A 22,434-nucleotide genomic window follows, 5' to 3' on the forward strand; every position below is an offset into this window, starting at 1 on the left:
ATGAATTATGGCAAATTACTATACTCATATATATGAAGATTTTTTGGCACATACAGATGAGATATATGACTTTCTGTCTGGTGAATATATGGAAGGGTTTAACGGCAGATGGATGTCGTATGAAAATGATTATGATGTTCTTTCAAATATGAGGTACGTGGAGATTGCATCATACAGGAAATTACAGAATGATGATAGAAATATATCAGAAATAAAAAGAGCAGTTTTAGATACATTGAGTTCATATCATAACATTGGTGCGGCAGTAGCATATATTATTGTATCTATAGATGGAATGCAGAAGATTTATTTGGCTTCTGAGACAACCCCGGGAATCGATAATGCTTTGCGCAATGCTTTGCCAAGCATGAATTGCATGAATAAGTTTATAACAGATATTGATCGAAGAAGGATTAGCAGGTGTTCGGGAATAGTAACAGGTAAAGTGAGTATAGAAAACGATATTGTGGATAGCATTATGAATGTAATGCAGGATATGGATTCCATGGTGTGTATTTTAGCCAGACCTGTAGAAAATGTAAAAATGCGTCGTATTCAAAATTCAATATATGAATTACTAAATTTATCACAATCTTTTTTGAACATAAATAATACATTCGGAAGTGGATCGAGAATAGAGATACACAATGATTTTCCTGGAAATAGTAGATTGGCAAATTATCTTGAAAAATTGAAGGAGTACTATAACAACCTTGTGGGCGGCTTATGGGAAAGTGTTGTATGGTTTACAGCTTCAAATGTTACAGATGCACAAAAACTTGGTACGACACTTGCAGGCTGTTTAAAAAGTGAAGATACATTGGGGTTAGAAAATGTAAAATATTTTTTTATTGACAGAAATGAGTTTGCAAGGAACAGAATGATTATTCCACAGGCAAGATATGCAATTCCAACATACAATATAGACCAGAGCCTGTTAAAGGGCAGTTTGGTGTCATATGTTTCAGGAAATGATTTGGCAAGTCTGTTTCAGTTGCCGTTATATAGCCACCGTGGTTTGGAAGTAATTGATACAAATGTTAGTTCAGATAGTAAACATGATTTTAGATATAATATGGCTCCTGTCACAGATGTTGCACAGTCATTTGAGTTGGGCGTTATGAGTAATAGTAAGCAACCATATAGGGTGGAATTTAACAGCTTGCTTAGACATGTTCTGGTTACTGGTGCTACAGGAGGCGGAAAAACCAACACGGTCATGTCTATATTAGAAAATGTGTATAGAAGTTCAAAGACTTTTTGTGTCATAGAACCTGCCAAGAAAGATTATTGGAAAATGATGAATGTCGTTGATGATTTGTATGTATTTTCCTCAGGATATGATGCACGACCATTGTTGATTAATCCTCTTGAACCAGAAGATGGGGTAAAAATAGGTAATCATATTGATGAATTAATGTATGCGTTTTCAGGGGCATTTGATTTAGAAAAACGAATAGGAATAGAATTTAAGGGGCTACTTACATATACATATAAGAAATTTAATTGGTTGTGTTCGGATATTGCTATAAAAAATCGTCAAAAGTATCCAACAATCAAAGATGTACTGAACAATTTAGATGAATATTCCGACAACTACATTCGTTCAGGAAGAGAGGTCAAGCAGGATATAGAAGGTGCTCTTTCTGCAAGACTTAATGATTTGATGAATACGGGATGCTTAGATAGTAGAGGCAGTGATAAGCAAATAACCGGTGAATTTCTGTGTAATCATTGTTGTGTTATAGAATTAGATGATTTGTCACTAGAAATGAAACCATTTGTGGCAAATATATTGTTGATTCAGATAAATGAGTATATCAGGAAACAGAATGGTTCTAGAAGTTTGAAGAGTGTTCTTGTTTTGGAAGAGGCACATAATATTATTTCCAATATTTTACCAGGAACAGAAATCAGTTCAAAAGCTTTGGCAAGTCAGTATTTTACTAGTATGCTGACTGAACTTCGTGAGTATGGAATAGGAATTGTTATAGCAGATCAGAGTCCATCAAAGTTGAATATGGAAGCGGTCAACACTACGGGTACAAAGATCATTCATGCAACAGCAAGTGAAAAAGATGTAGATATGGTTGCATATCATTTGCGGTTAAATGAATATCAGAGAGGGTTGTTATCTATGCTGGGATGTGGACAGGCTGTAATTTCGAGTCTTGGAAATGAAATTGCTGCGCAGGTTGATGTCGGACAAAGATGCCATGACAAAATTTTGAATTTGGCTTATTTGTACTGTGAAAAAGGATTGTTTGGTCGTGATGAGCGGATAGAAAGAATTGTACCTTTGGACATAAATACACGTATGTTTATAGAGAAGGTTATGATGAATAGATATGATAGAAATGTAGTTACTCGGATGGTGGATGAATTTTTTGGAAGATATAATTTGAATGTACATGATAAACTGTGTGCATTAGGATATATTGTAACTAATTATAATTCGAACAACTATGGAATGAGAGAAAAGCGTATTGTGCTGTACGCCTATGCGATTGGGAGTGGTGTGATATGAAAGAATTATACGAGGAAGAATCTGAAGTCTATGAGACAAAAGCAGGGAATAGGGATATAAATAATAATGAGATATCCTATGAATGTGATTTCTCTTCTAATGAAGAAATAACGTCCAAGGAAATTGCTGATGCAGTGCATGATGAAACAAAGAGAGATATGATGGAAGAGCATGGTGACGTCATGAATGAGTCACAGCGGGAAATGCTCGATTCGGACGAAACTAAAGATCATCTTAATGTTATTTCAAGTCAGGAATATGTTGATAGATTTGAGGAGGTTCCGTTTAATGTTGTTGGGCATTGCGATAAGGAAGGAAATATATTTATAAAAGATATTTCAATGCCAGTAATCGAGCATGTGTCTGTTCATGAAACAATGCATTTATGTGCTGATAGACAAGAAATCAATATGGAAAATGGGGATACAAAATTGGTTAGCGGTCTTAGAGAAACGACCTTTCATGAAGATGGGAGAATCACGGATAAAAACGAGAAAATTAATGAAGGAATTACAGAAATGTATACAATGAGGGAGTTAAGATCGCAAGAACTGGACGACGCAAGTGAGTCAATTGTGTCTTATCCAGAAGCAAGAGTATGGGCAGAACGTCTTGAAAAGTTGGTAGGTCAAGAAAATGTAGAAGCAGCTTATTTCGGCACAGATAAAAAGAGTATAGAAAGAGAGTTTAATAGATTGAGTGGAAATGATGAAAGTGCATGGAACAGATTTTCTAAGGATATTGATGTTGTAGAGAACAGTCAGGATATGGATGAGATCAGACATGCAAAGGAACGATTGTTTATTCAATATAAGACGATATATATGAATAAATATATGGGTTGAAAGGATGTGTAAGAATGAGCGTTGAAGAAATTATTTATAATTATATAGTTGAAGAGCGTCATATTGAGTATTCGGATAAGAAAAAGCTTGAACAGGGAATAATTCATTATGTGGAGGATAATGGATTGGATGCGATGAGCAAAAATATGGATGATGTGCAGAAACGCCAGTTGATTGAGGCCTTTATAGAACCTATGTTTAATGTAAGTGAGGAAGCAAGGGTATATTTTGAAAATTATGATTTATTAATGAAGTTAAAATTATTATCAAACAGGTTATTAGATATTGCGGAGATGACATATAGAGGTAAATCCACGGATGTAGATGTAGCGCAATTAAAAGATGAGTTATCGTATATAGTGGATCAGATGTATAATGACGAGTCTCTTAGAAAGAATGTGGATTTGGAAGTGTCAGAGTGTTTATTGGATTTAGATTATATAATGGGAATAACAGATAAGATGAGTATAAGACTTTCAAGGAGAGTAAAGGTTATATAATGTTTATAAGAATTCATGATTTTGTTCCTAAGACAAGGGCATTAGGTCCGGAGGAGCGATTTGCTATATGGTTTCAAGGGTGTAATCGCATGTGTAAAGGATGTATGTCACCAGAGACCCGAAATGTTAAATCTGGACATCTTGTAGAGACAGAGGATATTTATAAATACATACTTCAACAGAAAAGTATAGAGGGGATAACTATTAGCGGAGGTGAACCATTCTTGCAGATAGATGGTTTGTATGAATTACTGGCTAAAATATGTAAACGAACCACCCTTGGTGTGATGTTATACACAGGATATACAGTTACAGAACTGAGAAAATTAGGAAACGATAGGATTGATGAAATATTAGATAATTATGTAGATATATTGATAGATGGGCAATATATAGATGCGTTGAATGATGGAATTAATCTTAGGGGATCGTCAAATCAAAATGTAATATTTATGACAGATCGATATAAGGGATATAGGGATTTATTTAATAAAAAAGGTAGAAATATCGAGATTTATGCAACCCCCAAAAATGTTGTTATGGTTGGTGTTCCGACTAAGACAACGCTTCAGGAGTGGCATAAAATAACAGCTAAAGATGGTCAATGTGAATTGTCTGTTTAAGTGATTATATTTAGGATATATAGAGGGTTATTAAAACATGATAAAATATTGTATGAAATGTGGTAGATTGATGCAAGAAAATGGAATAGAATGTTGTAATTATGAGCACATACTGTCGTTGTTTGAAATTCCTGTAGTGTGTGATGATATAGATACATTAAGAAGAGAACATTTAAGACTTCGGGGATCAATAGATAAATATATAAAATCTCAACAATTTGCGGATGAATATAGAACATATCCGGTAAGAGGTAAAGATGTATCAAAGGTTGGAAGAAATGAACCATGTCCTTGTGGAAGTGGAATGAAATATAAGATGTGTTGTGGAAGAGGATTATGGTAAAATTTATGACAGGAGGTGCAAAACAATGGTTAATTTTTGTCTGCAGTGTGGAAGAGAGATAAATACTAATGCCGTTTTATGTGATAAATGTTCGACAATATATATGATGTTCAGCGTACCAAATTTGGACAAAACATATAGTCACAATAAAGAAGAAGTATTACAAATCAAAGAAGAAAGTGGAGATAAAGAGCAAATAATTTCTAACACAGGTGTTTATCAATTTGGACTGAAAAGTTTAAGGTCCCCTATGATAGATAAAGATAATAATACAGTTATATATGATTGTATTTACTTCGGGGAATATCCTCAATTTATTAATAGCGGAAAGACGAGGGATCCTATAAAGTGGCGTGTATTAGATATTAAGGGTAATAAAGCATTTGTAATTGCAGATATTTGTATAGATAGTAGGCCATTTGATATTGGCTATTCAGAGAACAGATGGAAATATAGTTCTTTGCGTGCATGGTTAAATAGTTTTTTTTATCATCTTGCTTTTACATACTCTGAAAGAGAAGCTATTCTTAATACAGATTTGCCGGATGTTAACTCATCAGATAAGATTTTTTTGTTGTCTTACAGTGAAATTTGTAATGAACAGTATGGATTTCAATCATTAGCGGAATGTGATGATGAAATGCGATATAGGGGAATGTCACCATATGCCATACATAATATGAATAAAGAAAATACATTAATTAATAATATTAATAAAAGAGCGTGGTGGTTAAGAACAAAAGGATATGATAACGATCTGGTTATGGCAGTTTTGAGAAGCGGAAAAGTTTATTCTTATGGGTGGGGAGCTAAAAGTGTTGGAATTGGAGTATGTCCCGCACTTTGGATAAATCTAGATAAAATAGAAGTATGGAAATATGCAGGAGATATACAAATACATTTATAAAATGAAAAAAGGGTGAAGAAGAGTATGGATAGCTTTTGTTTGCGATGTGGGAAGTTTATGGAGAATCATGAGGGAATATGTAAAGATTGTCAAAATATAGTTACTTTATTTAAAATACCATTTTTAGATAATACTAGTAATAAATTTTATAATATAAAATCGGAAAGCAAATGTCGATCTTCACGATATATGCAAGTTTTACCATATTGGGTTGAACTGTCCCAAATAGGGAGATTATCGGATAATAAAATTATTGAATTAGTTCATTCAAATGGATTTGATAAAGATGGATTAAGCTTGGAAATCGTTAAGGAAGATATAGCATATTTTGCGGAAAACACAAAGGGAAAAAACTGTAATATAGACAATATATGTAATGTAGCTCAGCTAAAACGTTGGGATGTTATATATTTTGGGAATAGCTGGGATGGAAACGTATCATCATGGTTAGTTTTATCTAAGGATGAAAACAGGGTTGAATTGATAGCTTTGGAATATCAGGATATTAAATTTTTGAGTGAGATTACAGATGGAAAGATACAGGCTGACTTTTCAATGAATAATTTTCGTTATGAAGGAATGGATAAATTTAAAGTCATATATGCAGGCTTGCCAAAAGAAAAAGAAATAAATAGTATAAATAAGTATTTGAATGATAAATTGTTTTATGATTGTTGGTTACAAGACAATGAGTTGAAATATAGGTACATAAATAATGATGGGGATATAATGCCGGAAGCATATAATATATATTTCAGAAAGGCAAGACTTTTTCCTGTATTAATGATGGAAATCAGTGGTGATGCTTTTGTTGAATATAGAGGATCATTGAAACAAGTTTATAAGAAAGATAAATTATAGTTGTTGTATATACGGATATTTTGATTTGTGTATATGGGTATGATGTAAAATGTGAAATAGTATTGTGTAAATGGAGGTAATGTAATGGAAAAGGATAATGTTTATAGTTGTATACCTGTACTGACGTTGTTTAAAGTTCCAGAGGATTGTCTAATACCCAAAGAGATAATAAAAGAAAGTCAAAACAACAAAACAAAAAAAGAACAAAGTGTAAATAAGTTAGATCAATATGAGGAGAAGACAGGAAATATTGATATTAGACAGACTAGAGAGTATAGAGTTGTGGTATATGCAGCGGCTCAAATGCAACAGATACAAGGATATGTTGAGGATTGTTATATATATGAACTATTGAAACGGTATAAGATTGATTATAGAAAAATTTCTATTCGTGAAGTTAGATCAGATATAAGCATATACATTTTAAGGGAGTCAGACAAATATAAGGAAATAGTGCAGAAATGGATTGAGGACGAGATAAAAGGTAACAGATTTGGCCTATCATATGAAGAAATAACTGAGGAAATAAATAGTTTTATGAGTTATTATAATCTTGATAAAATAGGGATAACTGAACAGATGTTCCTGAATGATATGATAAAGGAGCTAGACAAAAAAATAGAAGAGTTGGAAGAGTTAGAAAAAAAGTAATATTATATAATTATAATAATATGTATGAAGTTTATTATTGATGTTAAGAAGGAGGTGACATTGAATGCGATTTGCGTCTCAGGAATTTTTTAATCATTTGAAGTCAGAGTTGCAGGACGAAAATGGCGATGTACAAATATATGCTGATATCAGTAAAATGATAGAGCGTGAAACGAAATGGAAACTCCTGAATTCAGTGGATAAAGAAGAGGATAGGGAGGACATCCTTCAAGAGATAAAGATGGCTGTTATAAAAGGATTACCCAATTATATTCTTAATTCGGAAACTTTGCATGAGGCACAGAGACAGACGTGGTTGAATGCTATCGTTGAGCATAAAATAAGTAATTGGAGAAAAAAAACAGACAACGGAAAGCATGATTCGATTGACAGGACAGTCAAGGATGAAAGTGGCAACGAATATTTTCCGAAAGAACTTGAAAAAGCGACAGCTAGTATGCAAAATGAGCCAGAGTCAATACATATGGATGAAACTATATCAGAGGCTTTGGAGAGTGTGTTACATGATATATTCTCAATCAATGTTTCTCCGGAGAGATTGATTGGATTTGTTTATTCTAAGATGATTATTCCGCGGATGATACAGAGTAAATATAGTGGTAAGCCAACAGAAGCAGAAAAAATACTCAGAAATGTGACTCTATATGAAATATATGATAATATAGTAGCAGATTTTAAAGGGGTGTTTTGTTCCAATATAGATGAGGCGGTGTTTGCACCATTGAAGGAGAAACTTAATATAAGGCAGAAAGATGGCAGTTTGGTGGGTAACAGACGTTTTAATCTTACAGTAAGGCAGATTGTTGATGGGGCAAATCGTATAAATCAGAAAGTTCAAGACATGTATAAGGTTTATCTTGAACGTTTGGAAGGAGAGATGAGTTTTGAAGACAAAACACATAAATTTTGAAGATATAGAAAAATGTGTGTATATGAGAGATATCACTCCAGACAATATGAAATTACTTCATAAGGTTCAGTCCCATATATTGAAATGTCGTGAATGTCGTGATGTGTATGATAAATTATTGAGAGTAAAGCAGGTGCAGGATGATATTGTTGTGGATAATACACTTGAAGAATATGCGTCTGAAAAATATGAAGTAAATAAAACAGGAGGGATGAGGGTAGCAACGAGAATAGTAGTTTCTATAGAAAAAGGAATAAGATTAACACTTGATGGTATTGATAATTTTTTGAATTCATTTGAATATAATTTTGAGCATCCGATTGCACTTGCTACTAGATCAAGTGAAATTCAAAAAAATGAAATGGCACTTGTTGATGAAGAAAATGATTACAATAAAATTATACTTGATACAGAAGGCCTCAAAATTACATTAGACGCTGATGAGTGGAATGGAAGAAAACCTGTATTAGAGGCGAAAACTTTGGACGGCAAGAGTTGCAGCGTAAATATGCTAAGACGAAATGATCGATATGAAGTTTTAATACCAATTGATGTATCAGGTAGATATGAGATTAGTATTGGAAATATGGAAGAATAGATAATAATTTGTGTTGCGAAGGATATGGAAGACAGGCTATTAAAAATTGTAGAAGATATAAAGAATAATGTGTTCAGTGAATTAGTGGCAGAGACACCTGAATTAATGTGTGAAGAATTTGATAAGGATGTCTCTGCTCTTTTTGCGTGTTTTGATGATGAAATAATTCCTGTATCAGCATATGAATGTGAACAAGTAAATGTATACTTTGTTATGGAGATGTTTGAGGCTGTATTAGGTGCGTGTTGTGATGAGTTTGGAATTGATGAGGCGGATAGACTTTTAGGCATGGTATACCAGAGGTTTTGTAAATCATTTTCGAAGAATAGCAAAGTTTTTCAGGTAGTGTGTATAGAATTGGCGGTATGTTTTGCGTATGTTGGTGATATTGATTGGTTTAATTTAGCATATGAAGATATTAATACTCAAATTATACGAGAATGTTTGAATGAATTTCCATTTTTTTATGCTGATAAAATGATGCAGCTAATGAATGTTATGAGGGATGAGAAGTGTATAGAAATGGGGAAAATGTCCCTTGATATTTATTCAAAAATTGAAGAAATAACAGAGGTTGATTATGTATGTTGTCTGGAAAATATGTGCGATACATATATGGTTCTAAATAGGTATAAGGAGTATAAGAAGTATGCTGATCAATTGAAGAACTGGGTGGAAAAACTGAACGATGATAATGATAAAAAAAATACTGTAATGCTTAAACTGTGGTTGTATGAATCCAGCATATTGGTGGAACAAGGGAAATATGCCAATGCAGAGCAGTGTGCTTTACAGGGATATGGTATGTGTGAAGATTCAGAGCAGTTCAGCGAGCTGAGACTTGCATTGATAAACAATCTTATAGTCTGTTTCTGTTGCCAGGAAATGTTGGAAAAGAGTATACAGTATCTTAATGAGGGACTTGAAATTATAAACAAGTATGGAATTCAGGAATCTATGGGGGCTGCAGTATTATATAATACGTGGAATCTTTTATCAGAGAATGAATTCAGTGGTGAGGCAGCACAGCGTGTAATGTCATGGCTATGGCAGTCAGATGTGGAAAAGTTGCCTGTAACAATGTTTGGAATGATTCTGAATAGTATACGATTAAATATAAATAACAAAAAAATAAAGGATAAAGATGTAGCATATGTGGAACGGGTATTGAATTTGATAGGAAGTCAATTGAATCCGGAGGATATAGATGGGGGAATTTTATTTTACTGGCAGGTAAAGGTTATTTTTTATGAATACATAGGAGATATACAGAGGAGTAAGTCTGCATTTGACAATTTATATTGTGTGAGCAATAGATATTCTCCTGATATGGATGCAGTTATAGAGATTGTGTTTAAGGAATATGATAGAATAAAGGGAATAATGGACAGGGATAGTTTAGGGTCGCTTTTGTTTTCACTTGCAAGGAGAACTCCTTTCAGATTGGAACAGGCCTGTGATGTAGGAGATGAGAGAGGACTGATAAACAAGGTATCAAGGGTAGGTATATTGTTTAAGGTTATAGTTGCAGCCGTGTATAGAAACGATATATCATGTAGCGACGATGAATTCTTTGAATTGGTATGCAATATGAAAAATGTGTATCCAGATGTATTAAGAAAACGTAAAATAAAATATGCAAATACTCCTGAAATGAAAAGGTTAAATGACTTACATAGAAGGTTGCTTGATTTGGATGGAGTAAGATATTATGGTCATCAGGTTGATGATGCAGTTGGTGAACTGAAATACGAAATACATGAATTAGAGAAGAAAATATATACTTCTCAAGAATGGACGGATGATAGCGAGTTTGCATGGAAGAGTGTGGAAGACCTTTTTTTGCTGATTCCGGATAAGACAATATATATAGATTATGTGCAGTTTACGAACGAACAGAAGGATGTTACAGAAAGAAATTTAAGATATGGAGTAGTTGTTGCGATCAGACAAGGAGCAGAAGTTTATGTTCGGCGACTAGATATGATAAACGCATATAATATTCGTACAGTATTTAGTTCGTTGGATCTTGAGATAAGAAGGAGTAGGGGGTGTGGAAATTCTTCTGGAGGGATGATTAAATGGTTGAATAAAAATATTCAAAATATGTTGTATAATCAACTTATTTTACCAGTATTCAAAGTGATAGAATTAGAGTGTAATATTGAAAAAATAATCATATCAGGCGATATAGAGTTATCAGCGTTTGCATTTGATATATTACTTGATTCGTCTGGAAGATATCTTGCTGAGAGCTATAATGTAAATTATGTAAATTCACTTAGAAACATAAAAAATGATTTGTGGATGAACGATTGGATAGAAAATAATGTTCCAATTGGAAATGTTGAGAAATGTATGGTCGTTGGTAATCCCAGATTTACGATAGACAAGAATCGGGTATTGGAAAGTGATAGAACATTTGGGGCATTACCATTAACTAAGGTTGAAGTTCAGGCTGTAGCAGATGTGTTGGAAACTGAAGTAATACAGAAACAGAATGCGAATAAAAATATATTTAGGGAAGTTCATGCTCCGATATTACATATAGCAACGCATGGTGAACATTTGATGGACAATACTTTTTTGGAAAAAAATAGGTATCTTTTATATGATATGCCACTTAGAAAAACGTGTTTTTTTATGTCTGGTGCAAATGATTGGATTGCAACAGGAAAGATTGATTCCCAATATGGAACAGGACTTGTGAGTGCAGAGGAAATATGCACATATGATTGGACGGGGGTGAAGTTAGTAGTTCTGTCAGCTTGTTTTTCGGGATCAGGAGATATAAGCTATGAAGAAGGGCTTTTTGGGATGAATACCGCATTTATAACTCAAGGAGTGCAAGTAGCGATTATTAGTTTGTGGGAGGTTGATGATCTGGCGTCTGCCGTTCTTATGACCAGATTTTATAAGAATTTAAAGGATATGTCGGTTTCTGAAGCTTTGTGGAGAGCTAAGAAATACCTGATGTCTGTGACAGTTGAAGAACTTACAAGAGATGGTTGGTTTGGGGAACAGAGAGTGCGACGGATGGGACTTGTTGCGGATAGTATGAGGGAGTTGGCACATTATCCTAAAGATACTAGGCTTTTTTCAAACCCTGTTTATTGGGCAGGCTTTGTTCTTTGGTTATAATATAATGAATACTTTGATAGGCACATTTAAAAAAATGTGTCTATTTTTATGCGACCTTTTTTTGATTATAGAGATATAACATATATGAAACAGCAAAATTAGAGAGGAAGATGTCTTATAAAGAATAATATTATACAGATCGATGAGGTTAGATTAAGGAGGAACATGGGGATGACATTTGAAGATGCATTATATGATGTAAACACTAAGATGGAGGATCGTGCATTTGGTGCAGTTAAGCAGGATATTACGAATCAAGGGTGCAAAACTTTAGGTGAGACCGTCAGATTGTTGGAGATAGGTGCGAATACAGAGGGGCTGGCTATTTTAAAAGTAGAAGTAGGCGGAAAGGAAAAGTGTGTTTTAACCAATCGTAAAGCAGAATATTTTGATGGTCTCGAAAACAGAATTGTATATATTTCGGGCTTGAAATCTTTATGTAAGAAGGAAGTGGGGGAAACGTGGTATATTCGTTCCTGTAAGGATGTGACGGACAGAGAGAAAAATATTGCGAATAGTAATAAGCTTTCAGAAGAAGAGAAGGAGATGTTTCAGCGCAACATTGAAAAATTCAGTCCAGAGATACAAAGAGATCTGGGTTTAAAAAAGCTTGAGCTCGTGGACAAGCAGGAGCAGGTTAAAGAATCGGAAAAAATCTTATATAAAGATCCAGAAGAGTATGATGCACTTTATATGGTATTAAAGAAGGTTATGCCACAGGAATTCCGGGATATATATGAATCTGTGAGATGCAGACTGGATAAGAACTGTTCAGCTTCTGAAAAGAAAAATTATCTAAAGCAAATGGCAGACATAATGGAGTTTAACTGGATCAGGGATGCTGACTATAAATATATAGATATCTCTTATCTCAGGGAGAAAATCAATGTAACACATATTGGGCATCGCAAACAGTTAGAAGAAATATATACTGAGTTTGAAGCTGCTAATATATCAGAAATAATGCCTAAAACGATATGCTTGATCGGTCATCCGGATACTGGTATTAACCAGCTGGCAGAGACAATTGCATCTTCCATTGGGCGGGGGTATTCAGTGCTTAACCTTGCAGGTATCCATATGAAAGAGACAGATTCACTCACAGGTACGTCAAAGATATATGAGAATGCGAGATCAGGTTTAATATTTGAACGTATCAAACAGGCAGGGGTACGAGGAGGGCTTGTTATTCAGGACTTTGAATCTTACGATCCTGAAATTAGGAACACACTGACCCCTGTACTCCAGAAGACTTCATTTTTGGACAAGTTTGTAGAAGTAGAGATTAATTTATCTAATATGTTTGTGATTGTGACATGTAGTGACATAAAGGATATCCCGATGTCACTAAGAGCAAATATGACGACTATTTACTTCCAGGATGCAGAAGAGAATGAGATTATAGAAACAATTAATAAGATTATTGCACCAAAGTATTGTCGGGAATATGGGATTGAATTTTCCAAAATGATTCCAGATGAATGTTGTAGGACGCTTATTTATAAATTTGCCAACAGGGATATGAATAAGTTGGATAATTTGATACGTTCTATTGTTGTTAATACAGTGACAAATGGTGAAAAAATATTCCCAGACTACAGTGTAAGAGATATTAATGAGTTTTATTATGCAGAGGAGGATTATGAAAAGACACGCAACACATATGTGCGGGAAATTACTGGAACAGAGCATAAATTCTTTACGTGTTATGATGAATATCCTGCATGTATACAGAAGAAAGTAATTAAACTTTTTGAAATCCTGAACTGGGAAAGTGATGAAAGTCAGAAAGAATATGCAAGAGATGCAATCCATTATCTTAGTAATATCTTTACTGGACGGATAGAACCTTTTGCTATTGGGGTAGTAATTAAGGAGTTAAGTAAGACGCATTATCTCCAGAATGATTTTGGAGAAAGAATAGAGGCAGCTATTCTCTCAAAGCAGTTAGAACATAATACAAATAAAATGACGATTATAGGATTAGATGGTAATGCGGGAACAGGTAAAAGTAGTACTGCTATTAGTGTTTCCAGAGCTTTAAAACGAAATTGTGTGAAAATAAATGTAGGTGGTGCCGGTGGCGCTGAAATAATAAAAGGAACAAACAAGGTTTTACGTAATGCAGGACCTTCGATGATTGTTAGGGAGTTAGCAAAAAGTGGCCATGGATGTTATTCAGATGTGATTATTTTAGATGAGGTGGACAAGGCGACTCCGGAATTTTTTAATGCATTGTATGAGTTCCTTGATCCTAACGAGGAATATATATATGATCAGTATTTGGAGTGCAGTATTCCTAAGAATAATTTTCTTGTAATGCTTACTTTTAATGATATTAGCTGCATTCCTTTACCGATCAGAGATCGTATGGAAATAATTGAATATAGTAATTATTCTATGCAGGATAAGAAAGTAATTATCTCGAATTATATATTGCCTAAGCTAAAAGAAAAGTTTTCGATTGGAGAGTTGACAATTGAAAATGATGCATTGGATCTATACATTCATGATTACGATGTTGTACCAGGTATGAGAAATGTCGAACGAGATTTTGAATATATTCTTATGAATATAGCCAGAAATAATAAAGGGAAATTTGCGAAAACGGTAAGTGTTAATAAGAGTTTTATTATAGAATTTTTGGGAGAACGAAGATCTTTTGGATTTAATGATATTCCGCCCCGGTCTGTAGGAAAATGTGGTATGGCGCAAGCTCTTGCAGTTACTGCAGGAGGGATTGGAGTGAGTACAGCTGTGGAGACGGTCGTGAACCCATATCAGGAGAAGAAGGTTGAGATAACTGGGTTGCTGGAAGGCTCCTGCTTGGAATCTGTTTCAATTGCATGTTGTTATGTAAGTAAATATATGAAGAAGAAATTACCAAAAATCCATATTCATATGACAGATGCGGCAAAAAAGGACGGCCCTTCCGCGGGAGTAACGATTACCATGTCAATACTTTCATGCTTATTAGAGAAAACACTTCCGAATGTTGCATTCACTGGTAGTGTTGATCTTTTTGGGAATATAGGCCCTGTAGGTGGCGTGTATGAGAAGTGTATAGCTGCAGAACGCGCTTCGATTGGGAACGTGATTGTTCCATCAGAGTGTTATAAGAGACTGGTGGAAAGGAAGGAAATTGACAGATTGAATATAGAAATAGTTCCCGTTGATACAGTAGAAGAAGTAATAAAGTATGTGTGGGAGTAGGGGGTGAATGTATGCATCCGTTTATGACGTTTGATTATTTGGGCAATATTGTTGAGGCAACATATAAGACAATTTACACAGGTGGAACAGAGTTTGACAGTTGTGTGACTCGTCTTAGGTATGTATTTGGCAGATTAGCTGCTGCGGGTATGATTGCAAACACGACCAGAAAGAAAATAGAAAATTTTCTGACCAGAGATATGAATCTATCAAAAATGCAGGTGATTTCAAGACATACCAATGATGTGGTATTGGTCAATACCGAGATTCATGAGCAGGATTCATTTGATCTTAGAGAATTTATAATGTGGATTACCAAAGAATTATGCAGCGATCCAAATATGAAGAATTCTCTTTGTGGCAGGGAATCTTATGAAGGGGTTAAGCGAGTTCTCAATAGTTATGCAGGTAGGGCATTTCAACCTCCATTGAATGAAGACTGGATTGATTTTTATGTTTGCCAGGATAAGGTGTTTTTTACGAAAAAAGATGGACAGTATATTCATTTGTATGTTCATCAGAACGAGAATATTAGTTCGCTTTTCAGTCAGGAGTATGATGATAGAGAGGATTCGCAGCTCGGAAATGAAACATTGCTAGATGGCAGAATTTATTATTTTGATAACGGAACAGTGTTTGTTCAATCAACAGAGGAATTAATTATAAGGGCAAGAAATATAAGAGGTGGAAGATATAGTTACTCAAGGATAAATGGGAAAATTGTTGATCAACTCGAGAATGGAACTCTTTTATTTGTTGAAGAAGGCATGCTTATCTGCCTGAAGAGCAATGGAACAAGGAAAGAACTGGGAAACATCAAAAATATGTCACGAGATCAGATATTGAATTGTTTAAATTCTGACAGAGTTAGTAAAGAGATGCTTTGGAAAGGCTTGTTATTTACACTTTACGATTTTGATCGTATGAATTTTGACAATAAGTTAGGAAATCGACTTAGATTTGAACACTTCTTTGATGACATTCCGATTCCATTTATGATGAATGAAGTTGTAGACAGGCTTTCGGAAATAGAAGCGTATTGTCATGATGGAGATATTATCAAAGCCGATGGTTATATAGAGGCGATGGGATATATTATGTCCATCGAAAATGAGCAATTGGATGAGAAAGGAACCATTGATGCTTTGATATATCTGCTAGACAATATAAAAACAAATCCATATGAACGGATTGTAAATAATTCTGGAACAGGAGTTATTAAGTGTATTGAATTTTTCTTTGGAGAAGTGGAAGAGGAGTCTGAAGTGCATTTTGAAGGAGAAGAGGAACTGAAAAAGATACTAGATGAGGCTGCAGATAATATGACAGTGGAGCAATATAACAGAAAGATTGATAGTATAATTGCAGAACTTGAAAGGCAGATTGAGGAAGAGGAACGTAAGGAAAAAGAAGCCAAGAAGCAAGAAAATGCAGAGAATGAGCAAAGATAAATTGAAGGAGAAACAAAAAGATATGGGATATATGCTGGGATTGGAGATGCAGTTACATATTCGGAAAGTTCAGAACTTCGAGATATCGTAAAACGAGTGCCATTGGAGGCAATTGTTTTGGAAAATGATTCACCATATGTAATACCGGAAGGGATTCCGGGCAAGCGAAATACGCCGTTGAATATTCCGTATATTGCCAAGGTAGTTGCGGATCTTAAAGGGATTGATATAAAAAAGGTGGAAAGAGAAACTACAATGAATGCCAAAAGATTATATGGTATTTAAACAAGGAAAGGGATGTGAGAGGTGTGCCAAAGATAAATATTGATGGAAGATACCCTTGCAAAGCGAATTGGGTAATCTTAAAATCTACGAAGAATGGTATAGCGGCTAGAAACTGTCTGAATCAGGAAACGGTAAAGCTTACAGACAGACAAGCAAAATATCTCATGAGATTAGACGGAAATAGGAATCCCTGTAAAATAAAGGGTTTTACGAAACAAGAATGTGAGGAGTATTATGACTATTTAGATAGTGAAGTGCTGATTCGGGATGAAGGAAGGACACTTCACGCTGATGGGATCATGTTGCATACAGTTTATATACCAGAGAGAAAATATGCAGGAACTATTATTCCTAAGATATTGAATTCCTTATTATGGCTGACATTTCTTCCAGTATTCCTGTATGGTTTATTTCGAATATCCAGATATGATATCGAGTTTGGCATGAATTGTAATTATTTTTTTGCGAATGTTATTACAGGTATTGTTGGTGGACTGTTATTGGGGATGATTTTGCATGAAGTGGGGCATGCAATTGCTTGTTTGGCGAATATAAAAGGTGCATTTTTAGAGGCTGGATTTATGATTCGTGGAATTTTGCCTGGGGCGTATGTGATGATTGATGCAACAGATGTTACGAATCGACGAAAGAAAGCACAGATATATCTTGCAGGGATAGAGGTGAATCTTTTATTGTCTGGTCTGTTAATGATTTTGATGACATCTGTACGAGAGAACTCATTTCTTGGAGAGTGGAAAATTGCAATGTTATATGCAGTTGTGCAAAATGTAATTTTGGCACTTATAAATATTAGCCTTGTGGAAAATTTTGATGGGGAACATACAATGCGTGCGTTGTTTGGAGGATCAATTGTAGATGCAGCTAAGGCTAATCTAAAACAAATGTTTTCCGCTAAAAAACGCAGAAATTATTTTAGAAAGAATGGTATAAATGGAATCGCAAATATATGTACGAGTATGGTTGTCTTGGTATTTCAGATATTTATACCATTGTTAATTCTTGCAGAAATAAGTATCTTCGTGGGAGGGGTGTTTTCATGAACAGAAGATATGACATATTCAAAACAATGATTGGGATTATAACTATTGGATTGCTGATTCTTCAGTCATATGGTATGGCACACAACAGGTTTAGCTGGTGGAATATTCCTGTTTCTATGATTCTATTAATTTTGGTCGTAAAAAGTGTGTCTTTTATGAGAGGCTGGGAAAGAATATGGATGTTCGTGATTACTTTGTTCTCAACAATCCCGTTCAATGTGAAGATGGGAGTGAATATTGTAGATTGGTATTTTGTGGATATCTTTTTAGTTACTAAAATTATATTTAGGGTGATTGTGTATATGAGTTTATTATCCGCAGAAGAGATAATGATGTGTTTCGTTTCTAATATTATCTGGCCAGAGCAAAAAGATACTTTTTTAAATGAAGTCAGAGAAGAGGAAGATGGTAGCATATGAGAGAAAATTGGTTTTTACTTGGGGACATCCATGGGGAGTCAGGCCCAATTGAATATTTCTATAATCAAAATAGAGATAGATTAGAACTAGATGCCTGTAAGAATTCTATAATCCTTCTTGGCGATGTGGGATGTAATTTTGCGATTACCGGTAACCGGGATGCAAATTTCAAGAAGAATTTGTCAAGATTTCCATTTACCTATATCCTCCTCCGGGGGAACCACGAAGCACGGGTGACAGATGTAGTAGATAAGTATCCGGATAAATGGATAACCAAACAGAAATATAACGGTACAGTATATACAGAAACGGAGTTTCCAAGTATCGAGTACCTTGACGACAAACCTGCCAGCTATTTGTTCGATGGATACCGAACACTGTCAATCCCTGGGGCATACAGCATAGATAAATGGGTACGATTGTATAATCACTGGACATGGTACGAGAATGAACAACTTACAAAAGAGGAAATGGATTATGGGAGAATGCTTATTGAGAAAGAAAAAACTTTTGATTTGGTCATTTCCCACACTTGTCCTATCGCTTATGAGCCGAGAGATTTATTTCATACAATAGTTGCCCAATCGCAGATAGATAAAACGATGGAGATGTATCTGGGAGAGATTGAAGCAACACTGAATTATCGACGCTGGGCGTGGGGGCACTTTCATGCAGATAGATTATACCCATGGGATGGCGAGAAAGAGAAACTCATGCTTTTTAATGAAAATGTAGTTGATTTAAACAAATTTATGACCATGAAGAAGAGTGATTCTTTTGAAGATATTTTGGCTTAGTCATTCCAAATGCTTTATTATATTAACGAAAGGAGATAAGACAATGATTCATTATATGAAATTGAAAAAAGATCCATTTGAAGCTATAAGATCAGGAGAGAAAATTTATGAATTAAGATTACTTGATGTAAAAAGAAAACAGATAAAGGTTGATGACCATATTGTTTTCAAAAAACTTGAAGATCAGAATGAAAGAATGGAAGTTATTGTTAAAGGGTTGTATCATTATAAATCATTCAGAGATATGTTTGAGGAAATCCCTTTTGAGAAGTGTGGCTTTGCAAATATTTCAAAAGATCTGGCTGTAGAGCAGATGTATACATATTATTCTGTAGAAGATGAGCAAAAAAATGGAGTACTTGCAATAGAGATGGAACGAACTGACTAATTTATATAGTGTACTGTTAAGATGAAGTGAGGGAGGATGATAGTCTATGACTTATCTGATATCAGATATACATTCGGATTATAAAGGTTTTTTAAACATATTACATAAAATCAGTTACAATAATCAGGATATGCTGATTTTAGTTGGAGATATCGTTGATCGTGGAGCGGAGCCGTTAAGGCTTTTAAAATATGTGAAGAGAATGGTGCAAAGCGAAGATTATAATGTGATGCTCTTGAAAGGAAATCATGAGCTTTTCTTTCAAATGTATTTACAGGGAACGCTTAGTGCAGGAACCTGGGACCGATTCGGGGGACAGAAGACAAGGCAGGAAGTAGATGAGTTATCCCAGATTGAAAAACATGAGTTACAACAGTTTATAAAGAACTTACCGATATACACAAAACTGAATAGTCCAATATATGGAGAGACGATAGTGATTCATTCCGGTATCGACATAGATTATTTAGTATATAACGAAGATGGATTTGTGGATGTGGAAGAGTCTATACAGAGAGGTGTAAAGGAGAACGAATATCAGTTTTTGATATCGGGAGATATTCATGATTGTGCAGCTGCAATACGAAGAAAGCTGGATAAATATATCATATGTGGACATGTTCCAACTACGAATCTTAATCTGGATGGATCATATCGGGTATATAAGAACGATTCTTATATGGATATCGATACAGGAAATGGACATAAAGCGAATGGAGGATGCCTGAGCTGTTATTGTGTTGAGACGGATCAGGTAGTAACAGTTTAGACAACTTAGAATATGAGCAATGGGAAGAAGGAGAGAAGTATGATAAGAAAAATTTACTTAAGCGATGATTTATGTTTTGAAGAATCACTTGACCACTTTCTGTACAAGGAGAAAACAACCTGGGATTTTATAGGATACCGACAGAAGGCGTTGCGGGTGATTGTAAAAGCAAGCGTGGATGGACGGAGAGCTTCAAAAGAGGAGCTATTTGCGCGAGTGTATGATAAAGAATATGATACCTTTTATAATGAAGAACGGGATGGAAGACGTATTAAGCAATTAATAAGAAGTGTGCGTCAGCTGTTAACAAAGTATGATATTGAATTGCCGAGAGCAAACAAAGAGGGATATCAGATTCCAATCCGTAAAGTTGAAACCCAGTCATTTGACAGCAAAAAACAGAAAGAACACGTATATGCGCCGGTCTGTTTTGAACCCAGTATGTATCTGGAGGCAGCAGAGGTGGCTGTTTTTGAAAAAGAAAAATACTTTGAAAAACAAAAACATACGCTGGCATTCATGCGAGATGAATGTAGCGATGAAAGTTTAACAAGCCCAAGTGACTGGGGAGTATGGTTTTGGACCTACAGAGATGTGAAGGCAGCTTATTATTATGACCTAAGATTATTTGCGGATGATGAAAATATTCAGAAAGCGGAAGAGATGTTGAAAGGTAATAAAGCTGATTCAGATATAGAACAGGCTATTTCAGAAGAACTTCTGGCCGCATTTATGGAAATGACAACAAAAGATTCTGATAGTAAAAGGACGGATGAGATAATAAGACTTACCGAAGATGCAATCAGTAAGTATGAAAAAATAATGGAGGATTATGGTAACCTTATATATGCTAAAAGAATAGGAATGTTGTTTCAACCACATTCCCAAGAGGAAATTCTGTCGACAATTGCCTGGCTAAAAGATAATCTCGGAAGTTTCTTATCAAGAACAAATCAGCAACTCGATTTGGCAGAACAACTGTTGAAGGATGCGTTATTTTTTAGAAAAAAGGACTATAATGGGATATGGCCTATAGAAAACGATCCCGCTATAGCTTGGACGTGTATCAATATAGCGGAACTGCTTTGTAAAATACCAGGACGAGAGAAAGAGGCTCTGCATTATTGCAGAATGGCCATGTGGATCGGAGATGAATTTAAAAGGCGCATTGTCAAATATGAGTTTATAGGGGATAGGGCAAGTAATTTGTATGAGAAGATAAATGAGATGAAAGCATGAGCTATTTCATATTAAATTCTGGTTATTTTCCTGCATTTACGTTATAATAAAGATAATTTTTAAATGAATAAACATAACCGAGGTTAAAATTATGAATATCAGAAAATGTGAAAATGATCATTTTTATAACGGAGACAGATACAAAGTTTGCCCATACTGTGAGGAAGCAAAACTCTTGCAGAATCCAGACACAGAGAAGCAGGAGAATGCAAAAAAGGAAAAAACAGACAAGAAGAAAGAACCGAAGGTTCGTCCAGTCAAGAAAAAATATGTGGAAAAAGATATCCGCCAGGACTATCGTAAATTGACAGAACTTCTGATCGAATGGAACATGTCGATCACGACGATGGAGAGTGCGACTGCCGGACAGATTGCGTCTCTGATTACGGATACAGAAGGGGCATCTGCCATCTTCAAAGGTGCGAGCATTACCTATAGCAATGAGACGAAGATCATGCAGGGTGTGTCTGCAGAGGTGATTCATAAGTATACAGTGTATTCGAAGGAGACAGCGGAAGCCATGGCGACCGCCTGCGCGAATATGTATGGTGTGGACATCGGAATTGGAGTCACCGGAACGATGGGAAATACAGATCCGGATAATGCGGATGCATCGGTTCCCGGACAGGTATATTTCGCGATAAGCTTGAAAGGTAGTGTCCGGTCGTATGTTGTTGAGATTCCACAGCAGCCAAGCCGGTTAATGTACAAACTGGCGGTGGCAAAGGAAGTCTATGATGTATTGATGAGATTGTTTGAGTAAAAAGAAAGACATGATATACACATCAAAATGTATATCATGTCTTTTTGGTTGCGCAAAACACAAACAATTCACAAAGCAACGCTTGAAAAATATGGATATTCATTATAACATATTATTAGAAG

General features: G+C 35.0%; 21 protein-coding genes. All 21 read left to right on the forward strand.

What is annotated here, in order from left to right:
- Window positions 1–7 precede the first annotated feature (7 nt).
- The 21 genes from H9Q76_RS03590 to H9Q76_RS03690 all read left to right on the forward strand — a co-directional run bounded on the left by H9Q76_RS03590 (window position 8) and on the right by H9Q76_RS03690 (window position 22,312).
- Complete coding sequence (locus H9Q76_RS03590; protein ID WP_249321645.1) at window positions 8–2,527, forward strand: ATP-binding protein; 2,520 nt, start codon at window positions 8–10, stop codon at window positions 2,525–2,527.
- Complete coding sequence (locus tag H9Q76_RS03595; RefSeq protein ID WP_249321646.1) at window positions 2,524–3,372, forward strand: hypothetical protein; 849 nt, start codon at window positions 2,524–2,526, stop codon at window positions 3,370–3,372. The genes H9Q76_RS03590 and H9Q76_RS03595 overlap by 4 nt, the downstream gene beginning before the upstream one ends.
- A 14-nt stretch (window positions 3,373–3,386) precedes the next feature.
- Window positions 3,387–3,872 (forward strand): hypothetical protein, encoded by a 486-nt coding sequence (locus H9Q76_RS03600; protein ID WP_249321648.1) that lies wholly within the window; start codon window positions 3,387–3,389, stop codon window positions 3,870–3,872.
- Window positions 3,872–4,495 carry a 4Fe-4S single cluster domain-containing protein gene (locus H9Q76_RS03605; RefSeq protein WP_249321650.1) on the forward strand — a complete coding sequence of 208 codons (624 nt, stop codon included), beginning with the start codon at window positions 3,872–3,874 and terminating at the stop codon, window positions 4,493–4,495. The genes H9Q76_RS03600 and H9Q76_RS03605 overlap by 1 nt, the downstream gene beginning before the upstream one ends.
- Window positions 4,496–4,532: 37 nt before the next feature.
- A complete protein-coding gene (locus tag H9Q76_RS03610) occupies window positions 4,533–4,838 on the forward strand; it encodes an SEC-C metal-binding domain-containing protein (RefSeq protein ID WP_249321652.1) in 306 nt (101 codons plus the stop codon).
- 25 nt (window positions 4,839–4,863) lie between these two features.
- A complete protein-coding gene (locus tag H9Q76_RS03615) occupies window positions 4,864–5,745 on the forward strand; it encodes a DUF6273 domain-containing protein (protein ID WP_249321654.1) in 882 nt (293 codons plus the stop codon).
- Between the two features lie 57 nt (window positions 5,746–5,802).
- The gene (locus H9Q76_RS03620) at window positions 5,803–6,606 is read left to right on the forward strand and encodes a hypothetical protein (RefSeq protein ID WP_249321656.1); all 804 of its coding nucleotides are present in this window, start codon (window positions 5,803–5,805) and stop codon (window positions 6,604–6,606) included.
- An 84-nt stretch (window positions 6,607–6,690) separates the two neighbouring features.
- A complete protein-coding gene (locus H9Q76_RS03625; RefSeq protein WP_249321657.1) occupies window positions 6,691–7,257 on the forward strand; it encodes a hypothetical protein in 567 nt (188 codons plus the stop codon).
- 64 nt (window positions 7,258–7,321) lie between these two features.
- On the forward strand, window positions 7,322–8,188 hold the full coding sequence (locus H9Q76_RS03630) for a hypothetical protein (protein WP_249321659.1): 867 nt from the start codon (window positions 7,322–7,324) through the stop codon (window positions 8,186–8,188).
- Window positions 8,163–8,786, forward strand: a complete 624-nt coding sequence (locus H9Q76_RS03635) for a hypothetical protein (RefSeq protein WP_249321661.1) — start codon at window positions 8,163–8,165, stop codon at window positions 8,784–8,786. Before H9Q76_RS03630 ends, H9Q76_RS03635 begins: the two co-directional genes overlap by 26 nt.
- A 24-nt stretch (window positions 8,787–8,810) precedes the next feature.
- Complete coding sequence (locus tag H9Q76_RS03640; RefSeq protein WP_249321663.1) at window positions 8,811–11,927, forward strand: CHAT domain-containing protein; 3,117 nt, start codon at window positions 8,811–8,813, stop codon at window positions 11,925–11,927.
- 171 nt (window positions 11,928–12,098) lie between these two features.
- A complete protein-coding gene (locus tag H9Q76_RS03645) occupies window positions 12,099–15,140 on the forward strand; it encodes a S16 family serine protease (RefSeq protein ID WP_249321665.1) in 3,042 nt (1,013 codons plus the stop codon).
- 11 nt (window positions 15,141–15,151) lie between these two features.
- Complete coding sequence (locus H9Q76_RS03650; RefSeq protein WP_249321667.1) at window positions 15,152–16,591, forward strand: hypothetical protein; 1,440 nt, start codon at window positions 15,152–15,154, stop codon at window positions 16,589–16,591.
- Window positions 16,592–16,630: 39 nt separating this feature from the next.
- Window positions 16,631–16,876, forward strand: a complete 246-nt coding sequence (locus tag H9Q76_RS03655; RefSeq protein ID WP_249321882.1) for a TatD family hydrolase — start codon at window positions 16,631–16,633, stop codon at window positions 16,874–16,876.
- Between the two features lie 23 nt (window positions 16,877–16,899).
- On the forward strand, window positions 16,900–17,937 hold the full coding sequence (locus tag H9Q76_RS03660; RefSeq protein ID WP_249321668.1) for a zinc metalloprotease: 1,038 nt from the start codon (window positions 16,900–16,902) through the stop codon (window positions 17,935–17,937).
- On the forward strand, window positions 17,934–18,356 hold the full coding sequence (locus tag H9Q76_RS03665; RefSeq protein WP_249321670.1) for a hypothetical protein: 423 nt from the start codon (window positions 17,934–17,936) through the stop codon (window positions 18,354–18,356). The genes H9Q76_RS03660 and H9Q76_RS03665 overlap by 4 nt, the downstream gene beginning before the upstream one ends.
- The gene (locus H9Q76_RS03670; RefSeq protein WP_249321671.1) at window positions 18,353–19,153 is read left to right on the forward strand and encodes a metallophosphoesterase; all 801 of its coding nucleotides are present in this window, start codon (window positions 18,353–18,355) and stop codon (window positions 19,151–19,153) included. The genes H9Q76_RS03665 and H9Q76_RS03670 overlap by 4 nt, the downstream gene beginning before the upstream one ends.
- Before the next feature lie 43 nt (window positions 19,154–19,196).
- A complete protein-coding gene (locus tag H9Q76_RS03675) occupies window positions 19,197–19,541 on the forward strand; it encodes an ASCH domain-containing protein (RefSeq protein ID WP_249321673.1) in 345 nt (114 codons plus the stop codon).
- Window positions 19,542–19,587: 46 nt separating this feature from the next.
- On the forward strand, window positions 19,588–20,310 hold the full coding sequence (locus H9Q76_RS03680; RefSeq protein ID WP_249321675.1) for a metallophosphoesterase: 723 nt from the start codon (window positions 19,588–19,590) through the stop codon (window positions 20,308–20,310).
- Window positions 20,311–20,349: 39 nt separating this feature from the next.
- Window positions 20,350–21,549 carry a hypothetical protein gene (locus H9Q76_RS03685; protein WP_249321677.1) on the forward strand — a complete coding sequence of 400 codons (1,200 nt, stop codon included), beginning with the start codon at window positions 20,350–20,352 and terminating at the stop codon, window positions 21,547–21,549.
- 91 nt (window positions 21,550–21,640) lie between these two features.
- Window positions 21,641–22,312, forward strand: a complete 672-nt coding sequence (locus H9Q76_RS03690) for a CinA family protein (protein WP_118671322.1) — start codon at window positions 21,641–21,643, stop codon at window positions 22,310–22,312.
- Window positions 22,313–22,434: the final 122 nt, after the last annotated feature.

Source organism: Wujia chipingensis (genome assembly GCF_014337155.1).
GTDB lineage: Bacteria > Bacillota > Clostridia > Lachnospirales > Lachnospiraceae > Coprococcus_C > Coprococcus_C hominis.

Coding starts and splice junctions, on each gene's coding strand:
- H9Q76_RS03590 (WP_249321645.1), top strand. CDS start 8: ATGGCAAATTACTATACTCATATATATGAAGATTTTTTGGCACATACA.
- H9Q76_RS03595 (WP_249321646.1), top strand. CDS start 2,524: ATGAAAGAATTATACGAGGAAGAATCTGAAGTCTATGAGACAAAAGCA.
- H9Q76_RS03600 (WP_249321648.1), top strand. CDS start 3,387: ATGAGCGTTGAAGAAATTATTTATAATTATATAGTTGAAGAGCGTCAT.
- H9Q76_RS03605 (WP_249321650.1), top strand. CDS start 3,872: ATGTTTATAAGAATTCATGATTTTGTTCCTAAGACAAGGGCATTAGGT.
- H9Q76_RS03610 (WP_249321652.1), top strand. CDS start 4,533: ATGATAAAATATTGTATGAAATGTGGTAGATTGATGCAAGAAAATGGA.
- H9Q76_RS03615 (WP_249321654.1), top strand. CDS start 4,864: ATGGTTAATTTTTGTCTGCAGTGTGGAAGAGAGATAAATACTAATGCC.
- H9Q76_RS03620 (WP_249321656.1), top strand. CDS start 5,803: ATGGAGAATCATGAGGGAATATGTAAAGATTGTCAAAATATAGTTACT.
- H9Q76_RS03625 (WP_249321657.1), top strand. CDS start 6,691: ATGGAAAAGGATAATGTTTATAGTTGTATACCTGTACTGACGTTGTTT.
- H9Q76_RS03630 (WP_249321659.1), top strand. CDS start 7,322: ATGCGATTTGCGTCTCAGGAATTTTTTAATCATTTGAAGTCAGAGTTG.
- H9Q76_RS03640 (WP_249321663.1), top strand. CDS start 8,811: ATGGAAGACAGGCTATTAAAAATTGTAGAAGATATAAAGAATAATGTG.
- H9Q76_RS03645 (WP_249321665.1), top strand. CDS start 12,099: ATGACATTTGAAGATGCATTATATGATGTAAACACTAAGATGGAGGAT.
- H9Q76_RS03650 (WP_249321667.1), top strand. CDS start 15,152: ATGCATCCGTTTATGACGTTTGATTATTTGGGCAATATTGTTGAGGCA.
- H9Q76_RS03665 (WP_249321670.1), top strand. CDS start 17,934: ATGAACAGAAGATATGACATATTCAAAACAATGATTGGGATTATAACT.
- H9Q76_RS03670 (WP_249321671.1), top strand. CDS start 18,353: ATGAGAGAAAATTGGTTTTTACTTGGGGACATCCATGGGGAGTCAGGC.
- H9Q76_RS03675 (WP_249321673.1), top strand. CDS start 19,197: ATGATTCATTATATGAAATTGAAAAAAGATCCATTTGAAGCTATAAGA.
- H9Q76_RS03680 (WP_249321675.1), top strand. CDS start 19,588: ATGACTTATCTGATATCAGATATACATTCGGATTATAAAGGTTTTTTA.
- H9Q76_RS03685 (WP_249321677.1), top strand. CDS start 20,350: ATGATAAGAAAAATTTACTTAAGCGATGATTTATGTTTTGAAGAATCA.
- H9Q76_RS03690 (WP_118671322.1), top strand. CDS start 21,641: ATGAATATCAGAAAATGTGAAAATGATCATTTTTATAACGGAGACAGA.